At 61.7% G+C, this 22,220-nt stretch carries 20 protein-coding genes; 10 read left to right on the plus strand and 10 right to left on the minus strand.

The genetic code is table 11. The features are described from left to right. Nucleotides 1-114: 114 nt before the first annotated feature. Both CT3_RS15455 and CT3_RS15460 read left to right on the plus strand, forming a co-directional pair. Nucleotides 115-1,401, plus strand: coding sequence for a DEAD/DEAH box helicase (locus CT3_RS15455; protein WP_066534167.1), 1,287 nt, complete (start codon nt 115-117; stop codon nt 1,399-1,401). A gap of 158 nt (nt 1,402-1,559) precedes the next feature. Continuing rightward, nucleotides 1,560-1,961: a helix-turn-helix domain-containing protein gene (locus tag CT3_RS15460; RefSeq protein WP_083520303.1), complete on the plus strand. Its 402-nt coding sequence runs from the start codon at nt 1,560-1,562 to the stop codon at nt 1,959-1,961. 83 nt (nt 1,962-2,044) lie between these two features. Here CT3_RS15460 and CT3_RS15465 read toward each other — a convergent pair whose 3' ends face one another. The 5 genes from CT3_RS15465 to CT3_RS15485 form a co-directional block, all read right to left on the minus strand. Beyond that, nucleotides 2,045-2,548 (minus strand): hypothetical protein, encoded by a 504-nt coding sequence (locus CT3_RS15465; RefSeq protein WP_066534079.1) that lies wholly within the window; start codon nt 2,546-2,548, stop codon nt 2,045-2,047. Nucleotides 2,549-2,633: 85 nt separating this feature from the next. Further along, nucleotides 2,634-3,785, minus strand: a complete 1,152-nt coding sequence (locus CT3_RS15470; RefSeq protein WP_066534080.1) for a glycerate kinase — start codon at nt 3,783-3,785, stop codon at nt 2,634-2,636. A 147-nt stretch (nt 3,786-3,932) separates the two neighbouring features. Further along, the gene (locus CT3_RS15475) at nt 3,933-5,270 is read right to left on the minus strand and encodes a GntP family permease (RefSeq protein ID WP_066534083.1); all 1,338 of its coding nucleotides are present in this window, start codon (nt 5,268-5,270) and stop codon (nt 3,933-3,935) included. Between the two features lie 338 nt (nt 5,271-5,608). Next, nucleotides 5,609-6,607, minus strand: coding sequence for a GlxA family transcriptional regulator (locus tag CT3_RS15480; RefSeq protein ID WP_066534086.1), 999 nt, complete (start codon nt 6,605-6,607; stop codon nt 5,609-5,611). A 212-nt stretch (nt 6,608-6,819) separates the two neighbouring features. Next, nucleotides 6,820-7,395 (minus strand): hypothetical protein, encoded by a 576-nt coding sequence (locus CT3_RS15485; protein ID WP_066534088.1) that lies wholly within the window; start codon nt 7,393-7,395, stop codon nt 6,820-6,822. Nucleotides 7,396-7,710: 315 nt separating this feature from the next. Between CT3_RS15485 and CT3_RS15490 the strand changes: the two genes are divergently transcribed. The 7 genes from CT3_RS15490 to CT3_RS15520 all read left to right on the plus strand — a co-directional run bounded on the left by CT3_RS15490 (nt 7,711) and on the right by CT3_RS15520 (nt 14,844). Then, nucleotides 7,711-8,727, plus strand: a complete 1,017-nt coding sequence (locus CT3_RS15490; RefSeq protein ID WP_066534091.1) for a taurine ABC transporter substrate-binding protein — start codon at nt 7,711-7,713, stop codon at nt 8,725-8,727. A gap of 12 nt (nt 8,728-8,739) precedes the next feature. After that, nucleotides 8,740-9,606: an ABC transporter permease gene (locus tag CT3_RS15495; RefSeq protein WP_083520304.1), complete on the plus strand. Its 867-nt coding sequence runs from the start codon at nt 8,740-8,742 to the stop codon at nt 9,604-9,606. Next, on the plus strand, nt 9,603-10,472 hold the full coding sequence (locus CT3_RS15500) for an ABC transporter ATP-binding protein (protein ID WP_083520305.1): 870 nt from the start codon (nt 9,603-9,605) through the stop codon (nt 10,470-10,472). Before CT3_RS15495 ends, CT3_RS15500 begins: the two co-directional genes overlap by 4 nt. Then, nucleotides 10,469-11,188, plus strand: coding sequence for a cysteate racemase (gene cuyB, locus CT3_RS15505; protein WP_066534094.1), 720 nt, complete (start codon nt 10,469-10,471; stop codon nt 11,186-11,188). Before CT3_RS15500 ends, cuyB begins: the two co-directional genes overlap by 4 nt. Nucleotides 11,189-11,536: 348 nt before the next feature. Further along, nucleotides 11,537-12,652: an S-(hydroxymethyl)glutathione dehydrogenase/class III alcohol dehydrogenase gene (locus CT3_RS15510; protein WP_066534098.1), complete on the plus strand. Its 1,116-nt coding sequence runs from the start codon at nt 11,537-11,539 to the stop codon at nt 12,650-12,652. A gap of 332 nt (nt 12,653-12,984) precedes the next feature. Continuing rightward, a complete protein-coding gene (gene fghA, locus CT3_RS15515; protein WP_066534100.1) occupies nt 12,985-13,836 on the plus strand; it encodes an S-formylglutathione hydrolase in 852 nt (283 codons plus the stop codon). Nucleotides 13,837-14,067: 231 nt separating this feature from the next. Next, entirely contained in the window at nt 14,068-14,844 is a 777-nt protein-coding gene (locus tag CT3_RS15520; RefSeq protein WP_066534102.1) for an SDR family oxidoreductase, read from the plus strand. 216 nt (nt 14,845-15,060) lie between these two features. Here CT3_RS15520 and CT3_RS15525 read toward each other — a convergent pair whose 3' ends face one another. The 5 genes from CT3_RS15525 to CT3_RS15545 all read right to left on the minus strand — a co-directional run bounded on the left by CT3_RS15525 (nt 15,061) and on the right by CT3_RS15545 (nt 20,483). Further along, nucleotides 15,061-17,802 carry a P-loop NTPase fold protein gene (locus CT3_RS15525; protein WP_083520306.1) on the minus strand — a complete coding sequence of 914 codons (2,742 nt, stop codon included), beginning with the start codon at nt 17,800-17,802 and terminating at the stop codon, nt 15,061-15,063. 24 nt (nt 17,803-17,826) lie between these two features. Continuing rightward, entirely contained in the window at nt 17,827-18,126 is a 300-nt protein-coding gene (locus CT3_RS15530) for a putative quinol monooxygenase (protein WP_066534104.1), read from the minus strand. A 485-nt stretch (nt 18,127-18,611) separates the two neighbouring features. Next, the gene (locus CT3_RS15535; RefSeq protein ID WP_127446255.1) at nt 18,612-19,355 is read right to left on the minus strand and encodes a hypothetical protein; all 744 of its coding nucleotides are present in this window, start codon (nt 19,353-19,355) and stop codon (nt 18,612-18,614) included. After that, nucleotides 19,348-20,169 (minus strand): hypothetical protein, encoded by an 822-nt coding sequence (locus CT3_RS15540; RefSeq protein ID WP_083520307.1) that lies wholly within the window; start codon nt 20,167-20,169, stop codon nt 19,348-19,350. Before CT3_RS15540 ends, CT3_RS15535 begins: the two co-directional genes overlap by 8 nt. Before the next feature lie 149 nt (nt 20,170-20,318). Beyond that, complete coding sequence (locus CT3_RS15545) at nt 20,319-20,483, minus strand: putative quinol monooxygenase (RefSeq protein WP_227657914.1); 165 nt, start codon at nt 20,481-20,483, stop codon at nt 20,319-20,321. Between the two features lie 566 nt (nt 20,484-21,049). Between CT3_RS15545 and CT3_RS15550 the strand changes: the two genes are divergently transcribed. After that, nucleotides 21,050-22,084 carry a Bug family tripartite tricarboxylate transporter substrate binding protein gene (locus CT3_RS15550; protein ID WP_083520308.1) on the plus strand — a complete coding sequence of 345 codons (1,035 nt, stop codon included), beginning with the start codon at nt 21,050-21,052 and terminating at the stop codon, nt 22,082-22,084. Nucleotides 22,085-22,220: the final 136 nt, after the last annotated feature.

The following is a 22,220-nucleotide window of genomic DNA, read 5'->3' on the forward strand; positions in this document are numbered from 1 at the left end:
CTGACCCCGCAGCTGTCCCACGCCGGCACAGGGCTGAGCCGGGCGCCGCAAGCGCTGAACCGCCCGCCCGGCGACAATCCCCCTTCTTTCGTTTGCGGATTGCCTGCCTCCACCATGTCTTTTGCCTCCCTGGGCCTTGCCCCGTCCCTGGTCCACGCAGCCCAACGCCACGGCCTGCTGGCTCCGACCGCCATCCAGACCCAGGCCCTGCCGGCCATCCTGGACGGCCAGGACCTGCGCGCCTGTGCGCCCACCGGGTCGGGCAAGACGGCGGCCTATGTGCTGCCGCTGCTGCAGCGCTGGATGCTGGCCGACGCGCCCGCCGGCCCGCGCAGCACGCAGACCCTGGTGCTGGTGCCCACGCGCGAGCTGGCCAGCCAGGTGGCCGAACTGGTCTACCACCTGGGCGAAGCCATGGGCCAGCGCCCCAAGGTGGCCGTGCTGACCGGCGGCGTGTCGATCAACCCGCAGCTGATGGCGCTGCGCGGCGGCGTGGACTGGGTGATTGCCACGCCCGGCCGCCTTCTGGATGTGGTGGAGCACAGCCGCCTGCAACTGAACCGCATCCACACCCTGGTGCTGGACGAGGCCGACCGCCTGATGGACCTGGGCTTTGCCGAGGAACTGGACCGCGTGCTGGCCCTGCTGCCCGCCACCGGCCAACGCCAGACCTTGTTGCTGTCCGCCACCTTCCCGCCTGCGGTGGAAGCCATTGCGGCCCGCCTGCTGCAGGACGCGGCCGCCCGCGTGGAAATTGCCTCCACCCACCAGCAGGACGCCACCATCGTGCAGCGTGCCCTGCACGTGGACGCCGCCCGCCGCACGCCGCTGCTGCGCGATCTGCTGCAGGAATTCCAGTGGCCGCGCGCGCTGGTGTTTGTGGCCAGCCGCTACAGCGCCGAGCATGTGGCGTTCAAGCTCAAGGCCCACGGCATTGCGGCCCGCGCCTTCCACGGCGAACTGAGCCAGGGTGCGCGCCAGGCGGCGCTGGCCGATTTCAAGTCCGGCCTGCTGCAGGTGCTGGTCACCACCGACCTGGCCGCGCGCGGCATCCATGTGGATGCGCTGCCCGTGGTCATCAACTACGACCTGCCGCGCTCGCCCACCGACTACACCCACCGCATCGGCCGCACCGGCCGTGCAGGCCTGAGCGGCCTGGCCATCAGCCTGGTCAGCCCCGCCACCGCTGCCCACTGGCAGCTGATTGCCAAGCGCAACGCACTGGAAGTGGCACTGGAAGACCTGCCCGCCTACCCGGTGACCGAACAGCCCCCGGCCCGTGCTGCGCACGAGGACGGCGACAACGGCGGCGTCAAAGGCAAGCGCATGAGCAAGAAGGACAAGCTGCGCGCAGCAGCGGCGGCGGCAGCTGCTGCTGGCGGCGGCACCACACCGCGCTGATGGCGCTGCACCGGCAGCCGCCGATGCGGGTGCGAGTGCCGGCGGCCTGCCCGCATGGCCCAGTGCGCTGCAAGGCCATGCCTGCGCTTTGATAATTTCGGTGTTGATAGCACGCCGCGCTTGTGCAGCGTGCGCTGCCACCGCTTTTGATCCACGGCATGCCCCGCCAGAACACCCGTCCCACCGATTTTCCGCCCGCAGTGCAGCAGCAGATTGCGCGGCTTGCCGAATGCATCGTGGCCGCACGCAAGGCCCTGGGCGAGACCCAGGCGCAGTGGGCCGCCCGGCTGGGCATTTCCCAGCCCACCATGGCACGGCTGGAACGTGGTGATGCCTCGGTGTCGGCCGCCACTTATATCCTCTGCCTGAGCCAGCTCAACCCCCAGCTGGACCTGACCGTGCTGCTGCCCCGCAGCACCGCACCGGCAGCGCCTGCCCACCCTTCAGCGGCCTCAGCGAAAACCGCGGCCACGGTTGCTGCGCCTGCCACGCCCTCTGCAGCCACCGGGGTGGACGACTTTGTGTCGCTGCTGGCCTCCTGGGCGCCGGCCAGCGTCTAGCCACAGCACAGCACAGCACAGCCAGCACGGCATCGCTCAGCGTCGCGGGATCACCGTGCCGCCATCCGCGCGGGCGGGCGGGCTCATTCGCGCATCTTGCGGTCTTCGCCCTTGGCTTCCTGCATGGCTTCGGGCTCCAGCTCCTCGGCCGAGCGGTTCAGGTGGATGAACACGCCCCACCCTGCCAGCAGGGCGCCCACCGCCACGATCAGGGCGGATGAATACAGCAGGCTGGCCGGGTCTTCCTGGGCCTTGAACGTGGCCACCAGGCCCTCGATGGCCAGTGCCACCACCAGCACCACCAGAAAGCGGGACAGAAACCGGCGCACCCGCGTGGGGCCGCTGATGTGGGCATCGCGCACCACTTCCTCTTCCACCACGGTCTGGGCGATCTGCAGCGCCACCACGCCCGAAGCCAGAATGCCCAGGGCCTGCACCATGTGCAGCGTGGCATCGGCATCCAGCCCTCCGGACCACACGCTCCATGCGGTGCGAGCGGCGATCCAGACCAGGGTCAGCGCTGCCAGCGCAAACAGCAGGGCAATGACGGCATGCACGGCCGTGAACAGACTGTGGACCAGTTTCATGGGCGACACTCCTCGGACTGTCGGCCATGCTTTCACAGGCGGCGCGGCGGGCGCGTAGGACAGCACCCGGATAGCCGCCCTGGCGTCAGGCTCCGGCGCGCAGGCCCTGGCCCATTGCCAGCACCGCCGCGATATTGCGCGCCGCGCTGCGCACATTGTGTTCGGCCTCGGCCAGCGCATCCTCGATGGTGCAGATGCGGCTGAGCACGCTGAAGATAGCGTCGATGCCGTGGTCGTGCACCACATGGGCATTGGTGCCCAGGCCGCCGGCAATGCCGACCACCGGCTTGCCGAACTGCTTGGCCACCGTGGCCACGCCGAACGGTGTCTTGCCAAAGATGGTCTGCTGGTCGATACGGCCTTCGCCGGTGACCACCAGGTCGGCGTCCTTGACCGCGGCCTCCAGGCCCACGGCCTTGGCAATGATTTCGCAGCCCGGGCGCAGCTGGCCTTTCAGAAAGGCCAGCATGGCCGCGCCCATGCCACCGGCGGCACCGGCGCCGGCCACGGCGTCCACGTCCGCCCCCACGTCACGCAGGATGATGCGGGCGAAGTGCTGCAGATTGGCGTCCAGCTGCTGCACCACCTCGGGCGTGGCGCCTTTTTGCGGGCCGAAGATGGCGGAGGCGCCGCGCGGGCCGGTCAGCGGGTTGTCCACGTCGCAGGCGACTTCGATGGTGCATTCGGCCAGGCGCACATCCAGGCCGGAGGCATCGATGCGGTCCAGCTGCGCCAGCGGCGCACCGCCACGGCCCAGCTGCAGGCCCTGGGCGTCCAGCAGCTGCACGCCCAGGGCCTGCAGCATGCCGGCGCCGCCGTCGTTGGTGGCGCTGCCGCCAATGCCCAGAATCAGGTGGCGCGCACCGGCGTCCAGCGCGGCGGTGATCAGCTCGCCCGTGCCGTAGCTGGTGGTCACGCGCGGGTCGCGCCGGGCCGGCGGCACCAGCGCCAGGCCGCTGGCGGCGGCCATCTCGATCATGGCGGTGCGGCCGTCGCCCGTCAGGCCGTAGAAGCCGGTGACCCGCTCGCCCAGCGGAGCGGTGACTTCCACCTCGATGTGGCGGCCCTGCGTGGCCTCGACCATGGCCTGCACCGTGCCCTCGCCGCCATCGGCCATCGGCACCTTGACGTACTGGGCATCGGGGAAAATTTCCTGGAAGCCCCGTTCGATCTGCGTGGCCACTTCCAGGGCGGACAGGCTTTCCTTGTACGAATCGGGGGCAATGACGATTTTCATGGTCTGGGCTTTCGCAAACGGCTGCGGCTTCGAACCGCTTGCACTGCCAGCCCGCACAGGGTGCGCGGTGACAGCCAGGATCGAAGCCGCAGGCCACGGGTCATGCGCCGGCGGCGCACGACAATGTTCGCGATTGTAGGGGGCGCTTTACAGCATGAAGGCGCTGGCTGCCCAGATGCAGGCAAAGGTCACCACGCCCATCACGAAGGTGGATGAGGAGAACACGCGCAGCGACTGCTGCATCTCGATGTTGGAGAACTTGGTCACCACCCAGAAGTAGGAGTCGTTGGCGTGGGAGGCGATCATCGAGCCCGCGCCAATCGCCAGCACCGCGAACACGCGGCCCATTTCCGAATCCAGGCCGAAGGTCTGCAGGCTGGGGCTGATGATGGCAGCGGTGGTCAGTGCGGCCACGGTGGAAGAACCCTGGGCCGTCTTGAGCAGCGCCGCAATGATGAAGGGCACCAGCAGGCCGACCGAGGCCCCGCCCAGCACTCCACCCAGCGCATTGCCCACGCCGGTTTCCTTGATGATGGCGCCGAACATGCCGCCGGCGGCGGTGATGATCAGGATCGGGCCGGCCTTGACGATGGCTTCTTCCAGCACCTTGGTGAAGTCGCCCTTCTGGCCGCCATGGCGGCTGAGCAGCCAGACGCCGCACAGCATGCCCACCAGCAAAGCCATCACCGGGTTGCCCAGGAAGTGGAACACGGTGGCTCCGCCATCCTTCATGCCCAGGGTGGTCAGCAGGGTGGAAATGGAGATCAGCACCAGCGGCAGCACCACGGGCACCAGCGCATGCGAAAACTTGGGCAGATTGTCCTGCGACAGGTCGTCGGCACCGTCCTCAATCTCGGCGGGGGCGTAGTTCTGGCCCTTGTCCATCAGGCCGGCCCAGTAGTAGGAAGCCAGCAGACCGGGAATGGCAAACAGCACCGACGCCAGCACCAGCATGCCCAGATTGGCATTCAGCGCGGTGGCTGCCGCCAGCGCGCCGGGGTGGGTGGGCACCAGGCAGTGCACCACGAACAGCGACGAGCCCATGATGGCGGCGATCAGCGGCATCGAGGTCCTGGAGCTGGCGCTGACGCTGCGCGCAATGCCGCTCAGGATGATGTAGCCGGTGTCGCAGAAGATGGTCAGGCCGGGGATGAAGCCGGTCCAGGCCATGGCGGCCTTGGCGTTGCCCTTGCCCGCCAGCTTCAGGATGTGGCTGGCAATGCTCAGCGCGCCGCCGCTCTTTTGCATGCACACCGCAATCGCCGCACCAAAGATGATGATGAAGGAGATGCCGCCCAGCGTGTTGCCGAAGCTGCTCTTGAGGGTGTCGATCACCTTGCCCAGTGGCATGCCGGAGCCCAGCGCCAGCGCCAGCGATACGGCGAACAGCGATCCGAAGACGCTGAACTTCACCTTGGATGTGAGGTAGATGATGGCCACAATACTGAGGACCACCAGAACGGATGAGAGTGCGATGCTGCTCATGGTTGGTGCGGGCAAGAAAGGGGGAAAGGGGCGGAACGCTGCACTGGCAAGCCGGCGGTCCGGGAGAGGGGCGGCGTACGGCCCCGCTGACGACCTTGCCACGCCGGACCCACAAAGCTGTCCAGGCGACAAAGATGGGCGGGATTATAAAAGTCCGCTCCCTCGGCAAGAGGTCGCCTCCCAATACCCTGCGCCCCCAGACCACCGCCGGATGAACAGCCTCCATCGGCAAGAGCAACCCCACCCTCCCTGGAGGCAGCATGGGTGGTTCGCACCAGCGTGTGCAACGGCTATCCCCATCGCAAAGGACGACGCTGCCAGCACGGCAGCGAGGGTCTTTATCCCCCGAACCGCTCCCGGTACACCACGGGCGTGATGCCCAGGCGGCGCACAAACAGGTGGCGCAGCGCCTGCTCGGACCCCAGACCCACCTTGGCCGCTACGGTCTTCAGCGGCAGCGCGCCCAGGTTTTCCAGCAACTGCTTGGCGCGCTCCAGCCGGGCGTTTTCCACAAAGCTGCTGGGGCTGCAGCCGGTTTCCTGCTGGAACACGCGGCGGAAGTTGCGTTCGCTCATGGCCGCCTTGTCGGCCAGCAGCGCCAGCGGCATGGGCTGGTCCAGATGCGCCAGCACCCATTGCTGGGCCGCCTGCACACCGCTGTGCTGCGTGGCCTGCGCCGCCAGCGACACGCTGAACTGCGACTGCCCGCCCGGGCGCTTGAGGTACATGACCAGATCGCGCGCCACATCCAGCGCCAGTGCGTGGCCGAAGTCCTGCTCCACCACGGCCAGCGCCAGATCGATGCCGGCCGTGACCCCGGCCGAGGTCCAGTAGCTGCCGTCCCGCACATAGATGGCATCGGCATCCACGGCAATGTGCGGATAGCGCTGGGCCAGCAGCCCCGCCACGCTCCAGTGCGTGGCCGCGCGCCGGCCATTCAGTACGCCCGCCGCAGCCAGGAAAAAGCTGCCGCTGCACAGCGCAATCATGCGCCCGACCTGGGGTGCCACGCGCGCCACCCAGTCCACCAGTTCCGGCGAGGCTGCCAGCACCTGTTCGATATGGCGCGAGCCCACCAGCAGCACCGTGCAGCCCGTGCCATCGGCCTCCACCTGGGCCAGGGTGTGCGTGGCCTGCAGGCCCATCAACGTGTCGGAAGGCACCGGCCCTGCCTGCGCCGCCACCACGCGCACGGCATAGCCATCGGGCAGGCCCTTCTGGCGCAGGTGCACATTGGCGTAGTCGAACACCGACATCGGTCCTATGGCCTCCAGGGCCTTGAAGCCGGGGTAGACAACCAGATCGACGCGGTGGGCGCCTGCGTGGCGGTGTTCCATATCCAAAACAAGAGCAGTCTGTGCAAGTACAACAAGTGCTGCAAGCCGTTCATCACAGCCCTGCAGCGCGCTGCGACCGACTATACGCAAGCGGCGCCCCGGGCGGTTGGGGCCCGGCGGGCAGCCACCGTGGCCAGCGGGGCTTCTGGCGGGCCTGGCCTGTCCGGCCTACCCCGCCGAATCCGCCGAATCTGGATCCCGCGAACCAAGGGCTACAGCAGGTCCGACTTGCGGCACAGGGGCGCCTCGGTCAGCGGCACCATGACGTCGCTCACCTTGGCCGGGGCCTGCTGCGTCAAACGGGTGACGACCGACAGGCATTTGTTCTGGCTGTTGATGAAGCTGGCCTCGTAGTCCGTGTTCGCCTGCAAGGTGACCGTCTTGTTGACACTGCACTGGTAGCGCTTGCCCCCCGAGATATGGCCGTTGCTGAGATAGACCAGGGTCAGCGGCTGGTTGGCGGGGACATAGAACTCGGCCACGACCGTGGGAATTTCCTTGGGCACCACGTGCAGCGGCGCATCCGGCATTCCCAGGGAGCGGTCGTTCTGGTCTGCGAAGCCTTTGAGACTGGCCACCATCACCCCTGCGTCGGGCAAACGCCAGTCCACACAGCTGCTGCGGGGCACGGCGCGCACCATGCCGTCGGACACCACGCGCACGCGGGCACGCTCGCCGCCATCAGGCTCTTTGTACGTGGTGGAAAAGGATTTGACGGTCTGGATATTGCCGCAGCCAGCCAACAGCACGGCTCCCACGGCAACTGCCGAAGCTTGCAGAAAACGCATATATACAGTTGGGGTGATGGAAGAAAAACGGACCTTCATTCTGCGGCACCCGCACCAGCCCTCCCAGACCAGCGCCAGCACCCGCCATGGCCCAGGCCGTGCTGCGCGTGGTCATTCGGTTGGCTGCGGGCGACGGTGGCCTTGGCGGCCTTGGTGCGATGGCGGCTGTGGGCGCTGCAGCCCCCCATAACCACGCCACCGGGCCAGCACCGGCCATGGGTGAAATCCAACTATGGATATGCGCAAAACACGCTTAATTCCAAATGCTTATCAAGATAAATTTCTTCATAAGCATTTCAAATTAAGGATCTCCCCATGCCCCGCTTTTCCGTGACCCGTGTTGCCGCAGCCGCCTTGTTGGGCCTGTCCGCGCTGTCGTCGTTTGCCCAGTCCGTTCCTTCCGAGGTGCGGTTGGCCTGGGCCGGCGGCCCGCGCGTGTGGATTCTGGGCAAGATCGACGGTTCGTTCGACAAGGCCTTCGGCACCAAGACCAAGTGGGTGCAGTTCGCCTCGGGTGCCGATGTGCTGAGCCTGTTTGCGGCCAAGGAAATCGACATTGCCCGCTTTGGCTCCAGCCCGGCTGCGGCCGGCATTGCGCGCAAGCTGCCGATCGAGGTGATCGGCACGCCCGAAATCATTGCCACCGCAGAGCGCCTGATTGCCCGCGACGGCATCACCGACCTCAAGGGCCTGGAAGGCAAGACCGTGGCCTACCCTGCCAACTCCACCGCGCAGTACGCGTTCGAGCAGGCCGTGAAGCTGGCCAAGGTGGACCGCAGCAAGATCAAGGCGCTGTCGCTCAAGCCCGCCGAGATTGTGGCCGCCTGGAAGCGCGGCGACATCGACGCCGCCTATGTCTGGGGCCCCTTCACCCAGCAGCTGGAAGCCAGCGGCGGCAAGCAGATCTATGTCACCAAGGACCTGCAGAAGCACCAGGTGCTGGTGTTCAACAACTTCGTGGTGCGCAAGGAATTTGCCGAGAAGCACCCCGAGCTGGTGACCAAGTTCCTGCGCGTGGTGCAGGACAAGGTGGACCAGTACAAGAAGGACGAGGAAGGTTCGGTGCAGGCCATTGCCAAGCACCTGGACATTCCCGCCGACAGCGTGCGCAGCACCCTGGGCGGGCTGGAATACCCTTCGCTGCAGGAGCAGTTGACCCCGGCCTTCATCGGGGATGAAAAGACCAAGTCCAACTCGCTGATCACCAAGGCCTACAAGGACTCGGCCGAATTCCTGGCTGGCATTGGCGAGCTGCGCAAGCAGGAGGTGCCGGTCAGCTACGGCCCCTACATCAACACCACCTATCTGCAGCGCGCTGCGGCCGCCAAGTAAGCAGGCTGCGCCATGTCCCTGTCTTCGCAAACGCCACTGCCGCTGTACCTGCCGCCCACGGCGGCGCAGGCCCCATCGCCACAGCCCGCACGCGCGCGCTGGATTCCCTCTGCGGGCCGGCTGGCGGCGGTCAGCATCACCAGCGTGCTGGCCGTGCTGCTGCTGTGGCAAGCCAGCGGCAGCCTGGGCTGGGTGGATGCGCTGATGCTGCCGCCCCCCACCGATCTGTGGCACACCCTGGTGGAACTGACCCAGGAAGGCTACCGCCAGACGCCGCTGTGGCAGCACCTGCTGACCAGCACGCTGCGCGCGCTGGTGGCCTTTGTCGTGGCCATTCTGGTTGGCGTGCCGCTGGGCCTGTCCATGGGCCTGTCGGCCACACTGTCCGCCACGCTCAACCCCTTTGTGCAATTTTTGCGGCCCCTGCCCAAGATTGCGCTGGTACCGCTGGTCATCGTCTGGTTCGGCATTGGGGAAGGCGCCAAGTTCTTTCTGATCTTCATTGCCACGGTGCTGAGCATCGTCGTGGGTGCCGCTGCGGCGGTGGCCCATATCAGCCAGGCGCGGCTGCGCGCAGCGCAGACGCTGGGGGCCAGCCGCCGCCAGCTGTTCAGCCATGTGGTGCTGCCGCACGCCCTGCCCGAGCTGTTCACCACCGTGCGCCTGGCCATCGGCATTGGCTGGACCTCGCTGATCGCCGCTGAAATGGTGGCGGCCAATTCCGGCCTAGGCTGGATGGTCATCAATGCCGGCAGCTATCTGCGCACCGACGTGGTGATGCTGGGCATTCTGCTGCTGGGCCTGATCGGCTATCTGTTTGACGTGGGCCTGGTGCTGCTGCAGCGCCATTACGCCCCCTGGGCCGGGAAAGACGCATGAGCGCGCACCTGCACACCACCACGCGGTCATCCGGTGGTCACCACGACCGCGACCATGGTCATAGTCAGAGCCACAGCCGCATCCAGATCCAGGGCGTGCACAAGCACTTTGCCCAGCCGGGCAAGGGGGACAGCCAGCAGGTGCTCAGCGATGTCTCGCTGGAGCTGCAGCATGGCGAATTCGTCTGCCTGCTGGGCGCATCGGGCTGCGGCAAGTCCACGCTGCTGAATCTGGTGGCCGGCTTCGAGCAACCCGACGGCGGGCGCCTGCTGTGCGACGGCCGCCCCATCACCGGCCCCGGGCCGGAGCGCGGCATGGTGTTCCAGCAGCCCACGCTGTTCCCCTGGCTTACCGTGCGCCAGAACGTGGACTTCGGCCCGCGCATGGCCGGCCAGCGCGCCGCAGACTATGCAGCCCGCGCCGACGAGTTTCTGCGCCTGGTCGGCCTGGCCGACTTTGCCGATCACCACCCCTGGCAGCTGTCCGGCGGCATGCGCCAGCGCGCCGCCCTGGCCCGCGCCTGGCTGCCCGAACCAGAAATCCTGCTGATGGACGAACCCTTCGGCGCGCTGGACGCCCAGACCCGGCTGGCCATGCAGGAGCTGCTGACCGGCATCTGGCAACAGAAGCGCACCACCATCCTCTTTGTGACCCACGATGTGGACGAGGCACTGTTCCTGGCCGACCGGGTGGTGATTCTGTCCTCGCGCCCCGGGCGGATTCGCCAGGAGCTGCAGGTCCCGTTCGAGCGGCCGCGCAGCTTTGAGGACCTGGTGGCCGACCCGCGCTTTGGCGCCCTGAAACGCGACATCCTGCATGTGCTGCGTGAAGAAGCGGCCAAGTCGCTGCAGAGCGTGGCCGCATGAGCGCGCCGCGCCTGGTGGGCGTGCTGGGCGGCATGGGGCCGCTGGCCACGCTGGACTTTCTGCAGCGCCTGCTGGACATCAGCGGAGCGCAGCGCGACCAGGAGCATGTGCCCACCGTGACCTGGAATGTGCCGCAGATTCCGGACCGGCAACGGGCCCTGGCCGGTGGCGGCGAGGACCCGCTGCCCGCCATGCTGCAAGGCATTGCCCGGCTGAATGCCGCTGGCGCCACCTGCATTGCCATTCCCTGCAACACGGCCCACGCCTGGTATGGCCCCTTGAGCGCCCACAGTGCCGCGCCCATCCTGCACATTGTCGACGCCACGGTGCAGGCACTACAGGCGGCGCCACAGCCATCGCAGCCATCCCCGGCCCGCATCGGTGTGATCGCCACGCGGGGCGCGCTGAGCCAGCGCCTGTACCAGTCGCGGCTGGAAGCGGCTGGCCTGGACTACCTGACGCCCACCGAGCAGGAGCTGGACACACTGTTCACCCCGGGCTGCTACGCCATCAAGGCCAACGACATTGCCACGGGCGGCCAGCTACTGGCGCAGACTGCCGAGGCGCTGCTGGCACGCGGCGCCACGCAACTGGTCATGGCCTGCACCGAGGTGCCCATCGGCCTGCGCCACGCCGCGCCCGAACTGCTGGCGCTGAGCGTGGACCCGGCCACCGCACTGGCCCAGGCCTGCCTGCGCCACTGGCGGCAGGGTTGAACCAAGGGCAGGCCGCAGCACACCACCACTGGCGCCACCACTGACACCACCACCGCAGCATCCGCTGCAACCGCCATGGCGGCAACCACGGCGCCAGAGGCAACAGCGGCGCCCATGCCGATGGCAGCCACAGCGGCCATCACCGCCACATCACCGCCATATGCGGACATAAAGCCTGCGCCACCGGCCATACAGCCCGCCGGGGGCTGGGCTTTGCCTGCGAATGCCCTACAGTCGGGGCTTCGCCAGTGCACTGCGCCCGGCGCCCGGCGATCCCCCTGCTGTACAGGCGGTGCCGCGCCCGCCCTGTGGCACTGCCCTGCTCCCCCTTCTGGAAAGACCTGTCCCATGAAATCCCGCGCCGCTGTTGCCTTCAAAGCCGGAGAACCCCTGCAAATCGTCGAGATCGACGTGGCCCCGCCCCAGAAGGGTGAAGTGCTGGTCAAGATCACCCACACCGGTGTCTGCCACACCGATGCCTTCACCCTGAGCGGTGACGACCCCGAAGGCATCTTCCCCGCCGTGCTGGGCCATGAAGGCGCCGGCATTGTGGTGGAAGTGGGCGAAGGCGTGACCAGCGTGAAGCCTGGCGACCACGTGATCCCGCTGTACACCGCCGAGTGCGGCGAATGCCTGTTCTGCAAGAGCGGCAAGACCAACCTGTGCGTGGCCGTGCGCGCCACCCAGGGCAAGGGCGTGATGCCCGACGGCACCACCCGCTTCAGCTACAACGGCGAACCCATCTACCACTACATGGGTTGCTCCACCTTCAGCGAATACACCGTGGTGGCCGCCGTATCGCTGGCCAAGATCAGCCCCGACGCCAACCCCGAGCAGGTCTGCCTGCTGGGCTGCGGCGTGACCACCGGCCTGGGCGCCGTCAAGAACACCGCCAAGGTGCAGGAAGGCGACACCGTGGCCGTGTTCGGCCTGGGCGGTATCGGTCTGGCGGTGATCCAGGGTGCCAAGCTGGCCAAGGCCGGCCGCATCATTGCCGTGGACACCAACCCCGGCAAGTTCGATCTGGCCAAGACCTTTGGCGCCACCGACTGCATCAACCCCAAGGACTTCGACAAGCCCATCCAGCAAGTGATTGTGGAGATGACCGGCTGGGGCGTGGACCACAGCTTCGAATGCATCGGCAACACCCAGGTCATGCGTGCCGCGCTGGAATGCGCCCACCGCGGCTGGGGCCAGTCCGTGATCATCGGCGTGGCGGGTGCGGGCCAGGAAATCTCCACCCGCCCCTTCCAGCTGGTGACCGGCCGCAAGTGGCTGGGCACGGCCTTCGGCGGCGTGAAGGGCCGCAGCGAACTGCCCGGCATGGTGGAAGACGCCATGGCCGGCAAGATCCAGCTGGAGCCGTTTGTCACCCACACCATGGGTCTGGCCAAGATCAACGAAGCGTTTGACCTGATGCACGAAGGCAAGTCGATCCGCTCGGTGGTCAACTACGCGGAATAAGGCCGTACATAGCTACGTTGCCATGCAGCCCCGGTGCGCCCGCCATGCTTCCATCTGGAGTGCATGCACTGGTGCACCCGGCTGCGGCCTTCGCCTGTGGCAGGGTCTGCGGGGCGCAGACAGCCGGGGCGCATGCTGTGGACGACGTGGATGGCATAGCTTGAGCGCGCCAACATACACAACCCGCAGCACTGCCCGCGCAAACCGCACAACACGGTAGCGTGCCCCGGCTCTGACCCCATCCGGCCCACCGTCTGCACGCAGACGCCACGCATCCCACACGCCACTGCAGCGCCCCAGCGCTTGCGCGGCTACCGTTCAAGGAGTCACCCATGGAACTCAAATCCGCCCACGCCTGCTTTGGCGGCGCGCAGCGCTACTACCAGCACGATTCGCGTGAGATCGGCCTGCCGATGAAGTTCTCGGTCTACCTGCCGCCCAAGGCCGTGGCGGGCGAGAAAGTGCCTGCCGTGCTGTATCTGGCCGGCCTGACCTGCACCGAAGAAACCTTCATGACCAAGGCCGGCGCCCAGCGCCTGGCGGCCGAGCTGAACATCGCCCTGATTGCCCCCGACACCAGCCCGCGCGGCGCCAACGTGCCGGGCGAATCCGACAGCTGGGACTTTGGCGTGGGTGCCGGTTTCTACCTGGACGCCCAGCAGGCCCCGTGGGAACAGAACTGGCGCATGGAAAGCTACCTCATTGAGGAACTGCTGCCGCTGCTGGCCCGCCACCTGCCGATTGACACCCAGCGCCTGGGCATCTTCGGCCACAGCATGGGCGGCCACGGCGCGCTGACCCTGGCGCTGCACCACCCCGGCGTGTTCAAAAGCCTGTCGGCCTTTGCGCCCATTGCCAACCCGGTCAACTGCCCCTGGGGCCAGAAAGCCTTTGCCGGCTACCTGGGCGCCAACCAGGCAGCCTGGGCCCAGCACGACGCCACGCGCCTGATGGAAAGCCAGGGCAAGCCGCCCTACCCGGCCGGCATCCTGATCGACCAGGGCCTGGCCGACAAATTCCTGATCGAGAAACAGCTGCTGCCCGAAGCACTGGAAGCTGCCTGCGCCCAGCTGGGCCAACCGCTCACGCTGCGCCGCCATGCAGGCTATGACCACGGCTACTACTTCATCCAGACCTTTATCGACGACCACCTGCGCCACCACGCGCAGCAGTTGCAGGCCTGAACGGACAGCACCCGTGCGGCCCATGCCGCATTGCCACCAGCCGCCTGCGGGCGGCTTTTTTGTGCCCGCACTGCCGCTGCACTGTGCCCCCCACCGCAGGCATGCTGCATGCCACGGGCAGCCTGTGACATGCCGCCAATGCGACGCCTCCACAGCCCGCCACCGCCCCGAGGCGCCAGCCGCTTTCTACAATCCACCGCAACACCACCCTCACCCTGTCAGGAGAACCGCATGCCCACCCTCAGCCCCACCCGCAAAGTTGCCGTTGTCACAGGCGCCGGTTCCGGCATCGGCAAAGCCACCGCCCTGGCCCTGGTGGGCGACGGCTGGCATGTGGCCCTGGCCGGGCGCCGCCTGGCCATGTTGGAAGAAGTGCGCCAGGCCGCGCAGGACCAATACGAAGCCGCCGACCGCGTGCTGTGCGTGCCCACCGATGTGACCGACGCCGCCGCCGTACAGCAGCTGTTTGCCCAGACCGTGGCGCAATGGGGCCGCGTGGACCTGTTGTTCAACAACGCCGGTCGCGGCAACCCACCGGGTTCGTTCCTGGACTGGTCGGCTGCCGATTGGCAGGACGTCGTCAACACCAACCTCAACGGCATGTTCTATTGCCTGCAGCAGGCCTTCCGCGTGATGCGCGACCAGTCCCCCCAGGGCGGGCGCATCATCAACAACGGCAGCATTTCCGCCCACGCGCCGCGCCCCAACTCTGCCGCCTACACCGCCACCAAGCATGCGGTGATGGGCCTGACCAAGACCGCCTCCCTGGACGGCCGCGCCTGGAACATTGCAGTGGGCCAGATCGACGTGGGCAACGCCGTCACCGAACTGGCCGAACGCATGGCCAAGGGCGTGCCCCAGGCCAACGGCACGATTGCGGTGGAGCCCATGATCGACACCCACACCGTGGCCCGCTCCGTGCTGTACATGGCCAATCTGCCGCTGGAAGCCAATGTGCTGTTTCACACGGTGATGGCGACCAAGATGCCTTTTGTGGGACGGGGGTGAGTGGGGGCAAGTGGACCGAACATTGCACAGAGGGCTGCGTTCGGCCTGAAGCTGGCGCCACCGCCTTTATGACTGTTTCAGGCTACGGATTCAACCGTTGCCAACGTCTAATGTATGAAGTCCGGCTTGGCCAAGCTGCGAAGTGAAGCGACTCCCCGCACAAGTCTTTCGCATCTCGCAGCAGCCTACGGCAGCACTGTCCGACTTGATTACCACCTAGGATGTGCCAAAGCAAAAGCGCTTGGCTCGCCGACCGTATTGCAGCAAGAGCTGTGGTTCAAAAACGAGGATCTGCAAGTTTTCCTCGGCGAACGAGCCGGCTTTCTTCACTGCATCCCGGAAGAAAAAATTGTTTGTTGTTTTGGAAAGTCTTCTGTGGAACTCGCTCAATGAAGTCGGCGCGCCTCCGGCACTCTCGATTATCCTCAGCCAAGTCTCGTAATCGCTAGCGGAAATATTTGCCAGCGCCAGCTGCAAAATGATGATGAAGTCATGTTCAACGTCATCAACCATATTGAGCGACCTCGACGTTGCCTTCATCACGCGAAAAGCGTTCGCGTACCAGAGTATCTTGCGCGGAACAGTTGCGAAATATGGAATGAACAGGGCCATGGAGTCGCGATGGAACGTCTTGAACGTCAATGAGTACACCCGCGGTTCTCTGTGCGCCGACGGCGTCAAACCGGAACTCTGCTGGCTTTCCCTTTGACCTCTGGAAGTATCAGATTCTGAGGGGATGTCGTTATCAACGGGAATGAGCCCCTCGAGCAAGGTCTTACCAGACTTGCCGTTGACCTCCTCAATCCAATAAGGTAACTGAAAAATTTTTTCGAGGTAGTCGTGCGGCGCTGCGCTGGCGACACCGCTATCGGATTTCAGCAAAGACCCATATTGCTTCAGCAGCGCCTGCGAAAGCCAGCGCACATCCACTGCGACAAATACGGTGAAAAGCGGGAAGGCAAGGAGCATGTGGACAGCTTGCAGCACCTCGATGACCTTCTCGTGTGAGCAGCGGTCTAAGTCGTCGATATATAAGACCAAGCGCTCGAATGGAAGCTCTAGTTTTTTCTTTTTCGCAGCATCTGGCTGCAGATCCAGCCTCAACGCCTCCAGAACCCTTTTGTCCTCCGGCAGAAGTCCGCTGTCATTGGCCTCAAGACGCTCAATTCGGGAAAGCAGTGCTGCCGCTTCCTCAGGCAGGAACGCTGAGGTTGCTTGGTCGCTCTGCATCCCGCGAGAAAGTTCTTCGAAGTCCCGGCGCACTGAAGCGATGAGACCGAGATGCTTTGCATAATGCCCATCCGTCGCACGCGCCTGAAGGAACTTGCGGAGCCTGCCGCTGCCAGTCGCGCCGTGAAAGTCTTCGACTGCTTTAGCCAAGTTGCCTGCGGATGCTGCGAGGTCTTGTTTTGCTGCAACGATGTCAGCTTCGGCCCTGCTCAAAGCAGTTTGCGCTTCTTCTACTGCGTCGTCATGCTCCTTCATGGCCAACGCAACTACCTCGTCGACCTTGGCCTTCACTACTCGCATATTCCTCAGGACAGGACCCGCCAGATCATGGAGCCTCCGGACCCCGATGCTCAGTGCAATCAAGCAAGTTGCTGCTGACGTGAGCAGACTGGTGACGTGCGATACGTCAAAATCTTGCATCAGTTCCTTAAGGCACCAAGCGAGCAGCGGCGCCGCCGGAATGCATGCGAAAGCCAGTGCTGCGCCGATCTTGCTTCCCAATTTCGTGCTGACGCTGTTGAAGACAATCCGGCTTTCCCCTGCAAGAGTGTTGGTTGCTTCTAGGCTGGCCTGGATTTGACTCTTGGCAACCTCCAAATTAGTAATGCCGAGGGAGTTGGCCGCTTCCTGAAGCTGTGTGCGCAACTCGCTGTCGTCAGCAAGTACGCGATGCGCGATGTCTAGGTAGGTTGCGGGTCGCCCGACTACCTTTGCCGCTTCAACTAACCGTGCCTGCTCAGCCGCCGCTAGCTTGTCGGCAAACTCTTTCTGAGTCCTACGTTGGTCGGCAAGACGCTCTGCCGACTCAACAGTCAGCAGCCTGGTTGTGCCCAAGTTCTCCAGCAGAGCAGCTTTGCGGCGTTCGTCGTCGGTCTTTCGGCCCCCGTCCACGTCGACCACAGATCCCAACTGGGTAAACAAGTGGTCCACTAGACTAGCCCAAAGGTTTGTTTCGCTGTAGTGCCAAGCGTTGAAACGAACCTGTACGATCCGGCTGTGGAAGCTTCCCGATGCCCCCTCAGGAGCTTTCGTGTAGTAATCGCCCTTGGCAAGTTCAGCAACGTGGTCGTGGACGAGCCGCATGAAGAATGACTTGCCGGAGCCCCAGCTTCCGAAAACCGCAATCGCGAGCGGGGGCCGCACGTCCTTGGAGGCGACAACGCGGGCGAAAGCCTTTGCGTCCTCGCTGAATCCAAGGCGGTCGACAGCTTTTCCGTCCCATGCATCGTCGTTCATGGGAGACGCGATTAGCGTCTCGCTCATCCGGCGTTTAGCTTCTTGGAGCTTAGCGTCGTCTTCTATCTCTCCAACCTTGACCGGCTGCTGAAAGAGTTCAGGTGCGTTTGATTCATTAAGTTCTTCCTCACGACCTGCAGAACGCTGGTTCAACGATGGGTCTGGTGTGGACAAGGGTGCAGCCTTCACGGACGCGAAAGGCGCCGACGTGTAAGACTCCATCGACACCTGCGAGGGGGCTCGGCGATTCGATGCGCGCTTCAGCGGAGGCGACTTGGTTCGCGCAGCGGTTGAGCCTTCAGTGGGCATTTGAGGTGGCGGCGCCGCACGGTCAGGTTTCGCAGGACTGACGCGTAGTGGTGTGCCGAGACCACTCAAGACTCGATTCGCGATGACATCGGCGAGCTCAATGGTGCTGTCGTCAGAGTCCGACTTCTGCTCTGGCGTGCCGTCAGGCGGCACTTTTCCGACAGGGCTGGGTGGTGCTTCCATCTTCTTCTCTCTTTTTGGTTCGGATTAGGTAGCCCTCGACTCACTCACCTCATACACCTTCAAATTCCGCTCTCCAATCCCTAGCCCTTCCCAGCTGGCCCGCCATGCCTGAATATGCGCCGATGCAAAATGCGCATCCAGCGCGGCCTGTTCGATCCAGCGCTCTTTCACATGGATCAAGCCGGGCACAAATAGGTCTTCGGCGTAGACATATTCCAGGCAGCCGGCTTCGGCACGGGAGGCTTGCACCATGGCTCCCATTACGGGTTTGGCGCGTTCCAGGTTTTCGGGCGGCAGGCGCACGGTGCCCACGATCAACAGCATTAAAATGCTCTCCAAATAATGGGAATTCCGACAAAATACCTCATGACAATTCATCGAAAGATAGAATAAGCAACTTCAGTTCATAGTCGACTATACAAGATAATTTTACAAATAGCATACTCTGCAATCAAACAATTCGCACTATCTCTTGATAGGAAATTTCGCATATATATACGAAAATCGCAAACCTAAGGCAACCCATAAACCCGCAACTCGACTATCTACACATTGATTAAACTTTTTTCCAAACCGCAGTTCTAAACAACTACGTCTCAACGTCGCCTCAAGTCAAATAGCGCTAATTCAGCACCGTCTCACAATTCCTTAATCAAATTGGTCAAAGACTTATATACATCCAATGGCTCAATTTTAGAGGATTCTAGATACTAAGACGACTGAACAATTTTATTTTAGAAATTACCACATGAAGACCAAATTACCAACTCGCCTGATGATAACTTTTACGAAATAGATTAGTAAGAAAATCAACAATCGAATAGATTGTAATTCATACCAAGTTCATTTATAACTTTTTCAAATTCTTTATTTTTTTTAAAAAAATCTACCGATGGATAATCCATAAACTGAATGACAAGCATCATTAATCTAAGCTGAGGAAAAGATGTGAAATTTATTAAAGTAGAGTAATACAAATTTCTGTCATCCGAAGAAAAGCCATTTTTTTCACTCAGTCGATCAGAAACAAGTTTCACACTCAAAAAGAATCCTCTGAAAATATCATAAATACGATCATCATCATCCATTAAATCAATAACACGCCTAACACCTTGAACACCTCCTCCAATATTTAAAACCCTGTCAACCTCATTTTCCACCTTATTAATAAAACTACTAGCTTCAGAGATCCCGGCATCTCCAAATAAAATTGTGCCACCATTAAGTTTTTCAAATTCTTTTCTTTGAATTTCTATCAGATTAAAGAATAGATTTTCGAAAGATTTTAATTTCTCAGTTTTTCTTGAATTATCTATCTCATTCTTCAGCGAAATATTAGACTCATTCTGAATATTTAACGATTTTATTAGAAGAACTATTGAAATAAAACTCAAAATAGGATTTAATGTTCCTCCAAGATAATCTCCAAGCTGCCCCCACACCTCTGGAAGCGGCGACAATTTAAAATCCAGAATAATATAAAAATTTATTACATACAATCCAAGAATTATTAATATAAAAAAGATAGCGAATTTAATTAGCCAATTACTCATTATACTTTCTAAGTATATATTTAATAATTTTACCGCCCGGCAACTCTACAGGTAAAGCTGATACCTTCATATATTCCCAGTACTGTGGAAGAATGCCGTTATTTTTATTTAAATTTTCTGAAAAAATCTTTTTTTCATGAAACTCCATTTCTTTATATTTACCAGCAAAACCAAAAGAAACTGTTTCGTCATGGTCAAGTAGCTGCAGTCTACCGTTACCCGTATGAATGTTAAATCTAGTTATGCCTACAGTTAGATCAATTACATTCTTCCCGTAAATTGGTTTAATTGATTTCGCAGTTTCTTCGTCAAAATATGCAATTGGAATTTGAGACTCTCTACTTTTTCTATGTCTCAAAACAACATTATGATCAAATTTCATCGAAATCTGATGTATATTCTCTAATGCCGTAGTTCGCAATTGCTCAATAATTTCTTCTGATTTATAGCCCAAATTTTCCAAAACTTTATCCGCCTTGCTAGACAGATCCCCACCGTCCAAATAAACTGACTCCTTAAGAAAATATGATATCAACTCAATGAATGGAGCCGCTCCAATTTTTTTATATTTTTTAAGCAACTCGTCATCATAGACATCAATACTAAATATTTGCCCATAAGAACCTTTGAAATTTCTTTTTAAACTAGTCCTTATCTTGTCTTTATGACTCATCCTCTTGGGCACCTCACCAGTCAAAATTGACTCAGAGATACAGCGAACCCCATCAGACAATCCTTGCAACGTATCCAGACCCGCTTTCATGTCCACATAGTCTTCTGGAGTTGTTATCAGCACATCTAAATTAATCGTCATATATCTTTCAATTTATTTTACGCAAAATATTTCTTTCTACGTGCATATTAATTATGCATTCTAAGATTATCAGAAATTTAATATTGAAAATAATTTCTGACACTTTAATATCCAGAGAGTAGCTGCCACTCCTGAATATGTCTGGTAATCTAGCATTTTTTCACCTGAATCGACCATATAAAAAAGTCTTCAGCGTAGACATATTCCAGGCAGCCAGCTTCGGCGCGCGAGGTTTGCACCATGGCACCCATTACGGGTTTGGCGCGTTCCAGGTTTTCGGGCGGCAGGCGCACGGTGCCCACGATCAACAGCATGACAATCTCCAGAGGGGTGACCATTGCGGCCCACGCAGCGTGGTACCTGGCGGTCACTATTTAGCGCCGTCCATCCTAGACCAGCATGCGTAACACAAGCTTACAACTGGCTGTGTATCTGGTGCATGCATTGCAAAGCTATGAATATCTAGCTTGCTCGTCCTGCGCATGGGCAGGGCTGCTTATGCCCAACGGCTATGCCATGTGCCGTTTCTGGTAAGCGTGTGCTGCAACAGAAACACTGGCATATGCATCCATAAAAGGCTCAGGAAAACACGCATACGGTTTTCCCTAGAACGCAGTTACTGCTGCAGCGCCGCAATCTGCGCCAGGCCTTGCAGGTGTTGACGGCTGCACGCAAAAGCTGATGCGTCCCTGTTTGGTGCGGGCGGCCTGCATGGGCTGCGCTGTCCAAAAAATGACAGCAGCGCTAATGCTGCCCACAGAGCATGGGGCCATCGGTGGATTGCCTCTCCCTCCCCCCATTTTTGCTGCGCATCCACTGCGATTCCGGCCTGGTTCCGCAAAACACAGGCCCTGGTTTTATTCACCTCTGGAGTCTTGCCATGCGCCGTTTGCACACTGTATTGAGCACTGCCTTGTTCCCCGGTTTTTCCCGCGCCGCGCGCTGGCGGCGTTGCTGCGCACCGGTGGCAGTGGCTGCACTGCTTTCGGCCGGCCCGGCCTGGGCCAATATGGAGGGGTACCCGGCCAAGGAAATCAATTTCGTCATCAACTTTGGGGCTGGCGGCAATACCGATGTGACGGCGCGCACCATTGGCAAGGCGATGGAGGAGGTGTTGAAAAAGCCGGTGATTCCCGTGAACAAGGGCGGCGCCCAGGGCACGCTGGGCGTGGGTTATCTGGCCAAGCAAAAGCCTGACGGCTACACGCTGGGCCTGGCCAGCTATACCAGCATGACCTTGTCGCCGCAGATCATGAAGCTGGATTACAAGCTGGATGATTTTGAGTACATCGCCGGGGTGGCGCGCTACCGCTATGGCATGGTGGTGCGGGCCGATTCGCCATACAGGAATATTGCCGACCTGGTTGCGGCTTCCAAAACCGGCAAGGGGGTGTTCTATTCATCCCCCGCGTTTCCCAACAGCACGCCGTTCATGGAGCTGGCCAAGCAGACCGGCGGCAAGTTTGAAGAGATCACCTACAAGTCCGGCCCGGAAACCATTGGCGCGGTGCTGGGCGGGCAGGTGGATGCCAGCGTGCTGAACCCGTCGGATGTGCTGCCGCATATCCAGGCTGGCAAGCTGCGCATGATTGCCAGCGCCAGCCCCATGCGCTGGGTGGAGCTGCCGGAGGTGCCCACCATCCAGGAGCAGGGGCACAACATCACGGCCGATTCGTGGATGGGCATGGCCTTTCCCAAGGGCACGCCCAAGGCGCTGCGCGACCGGATGGAGCAGTCGGTGCTGGCCATCATGAAGACACCGGCCATTGCCGAAGCTTTTGCCCGCATTGGCATTGACCCGGTGGCGCTGAGCGGGGCCGAGTACCGGCAGAAGCTGGTGGAGGCGATTCCGCAGATGCGGGAGGCGGCCAAATCGGCCAACCTGCCCATCGTCAATCCGAACTACCCGAACTGATTCACCCGACGCGCAGTCCGAACGGGCGACCCGGTCTGACGGCCAAGGCGAAGGGCCGGAAACGGGCGGCGGGGCCCCACACCCAGCGCCCTGGGTACCTGAGGTGTTGGAGGTGTGAGCGGCACACCACCACTGC

The sequence above is a fragment of the Comamonas terrigena NBRC 13299 genome (genome assembly GCF_006740045.1).
Classification (GTDB): Bacteria; Pseudomonadota; Gammaproteobacteria; order Burkholderiales; family Burkholderiaceae_C; genus Comamonas; species Comamonas terrigena.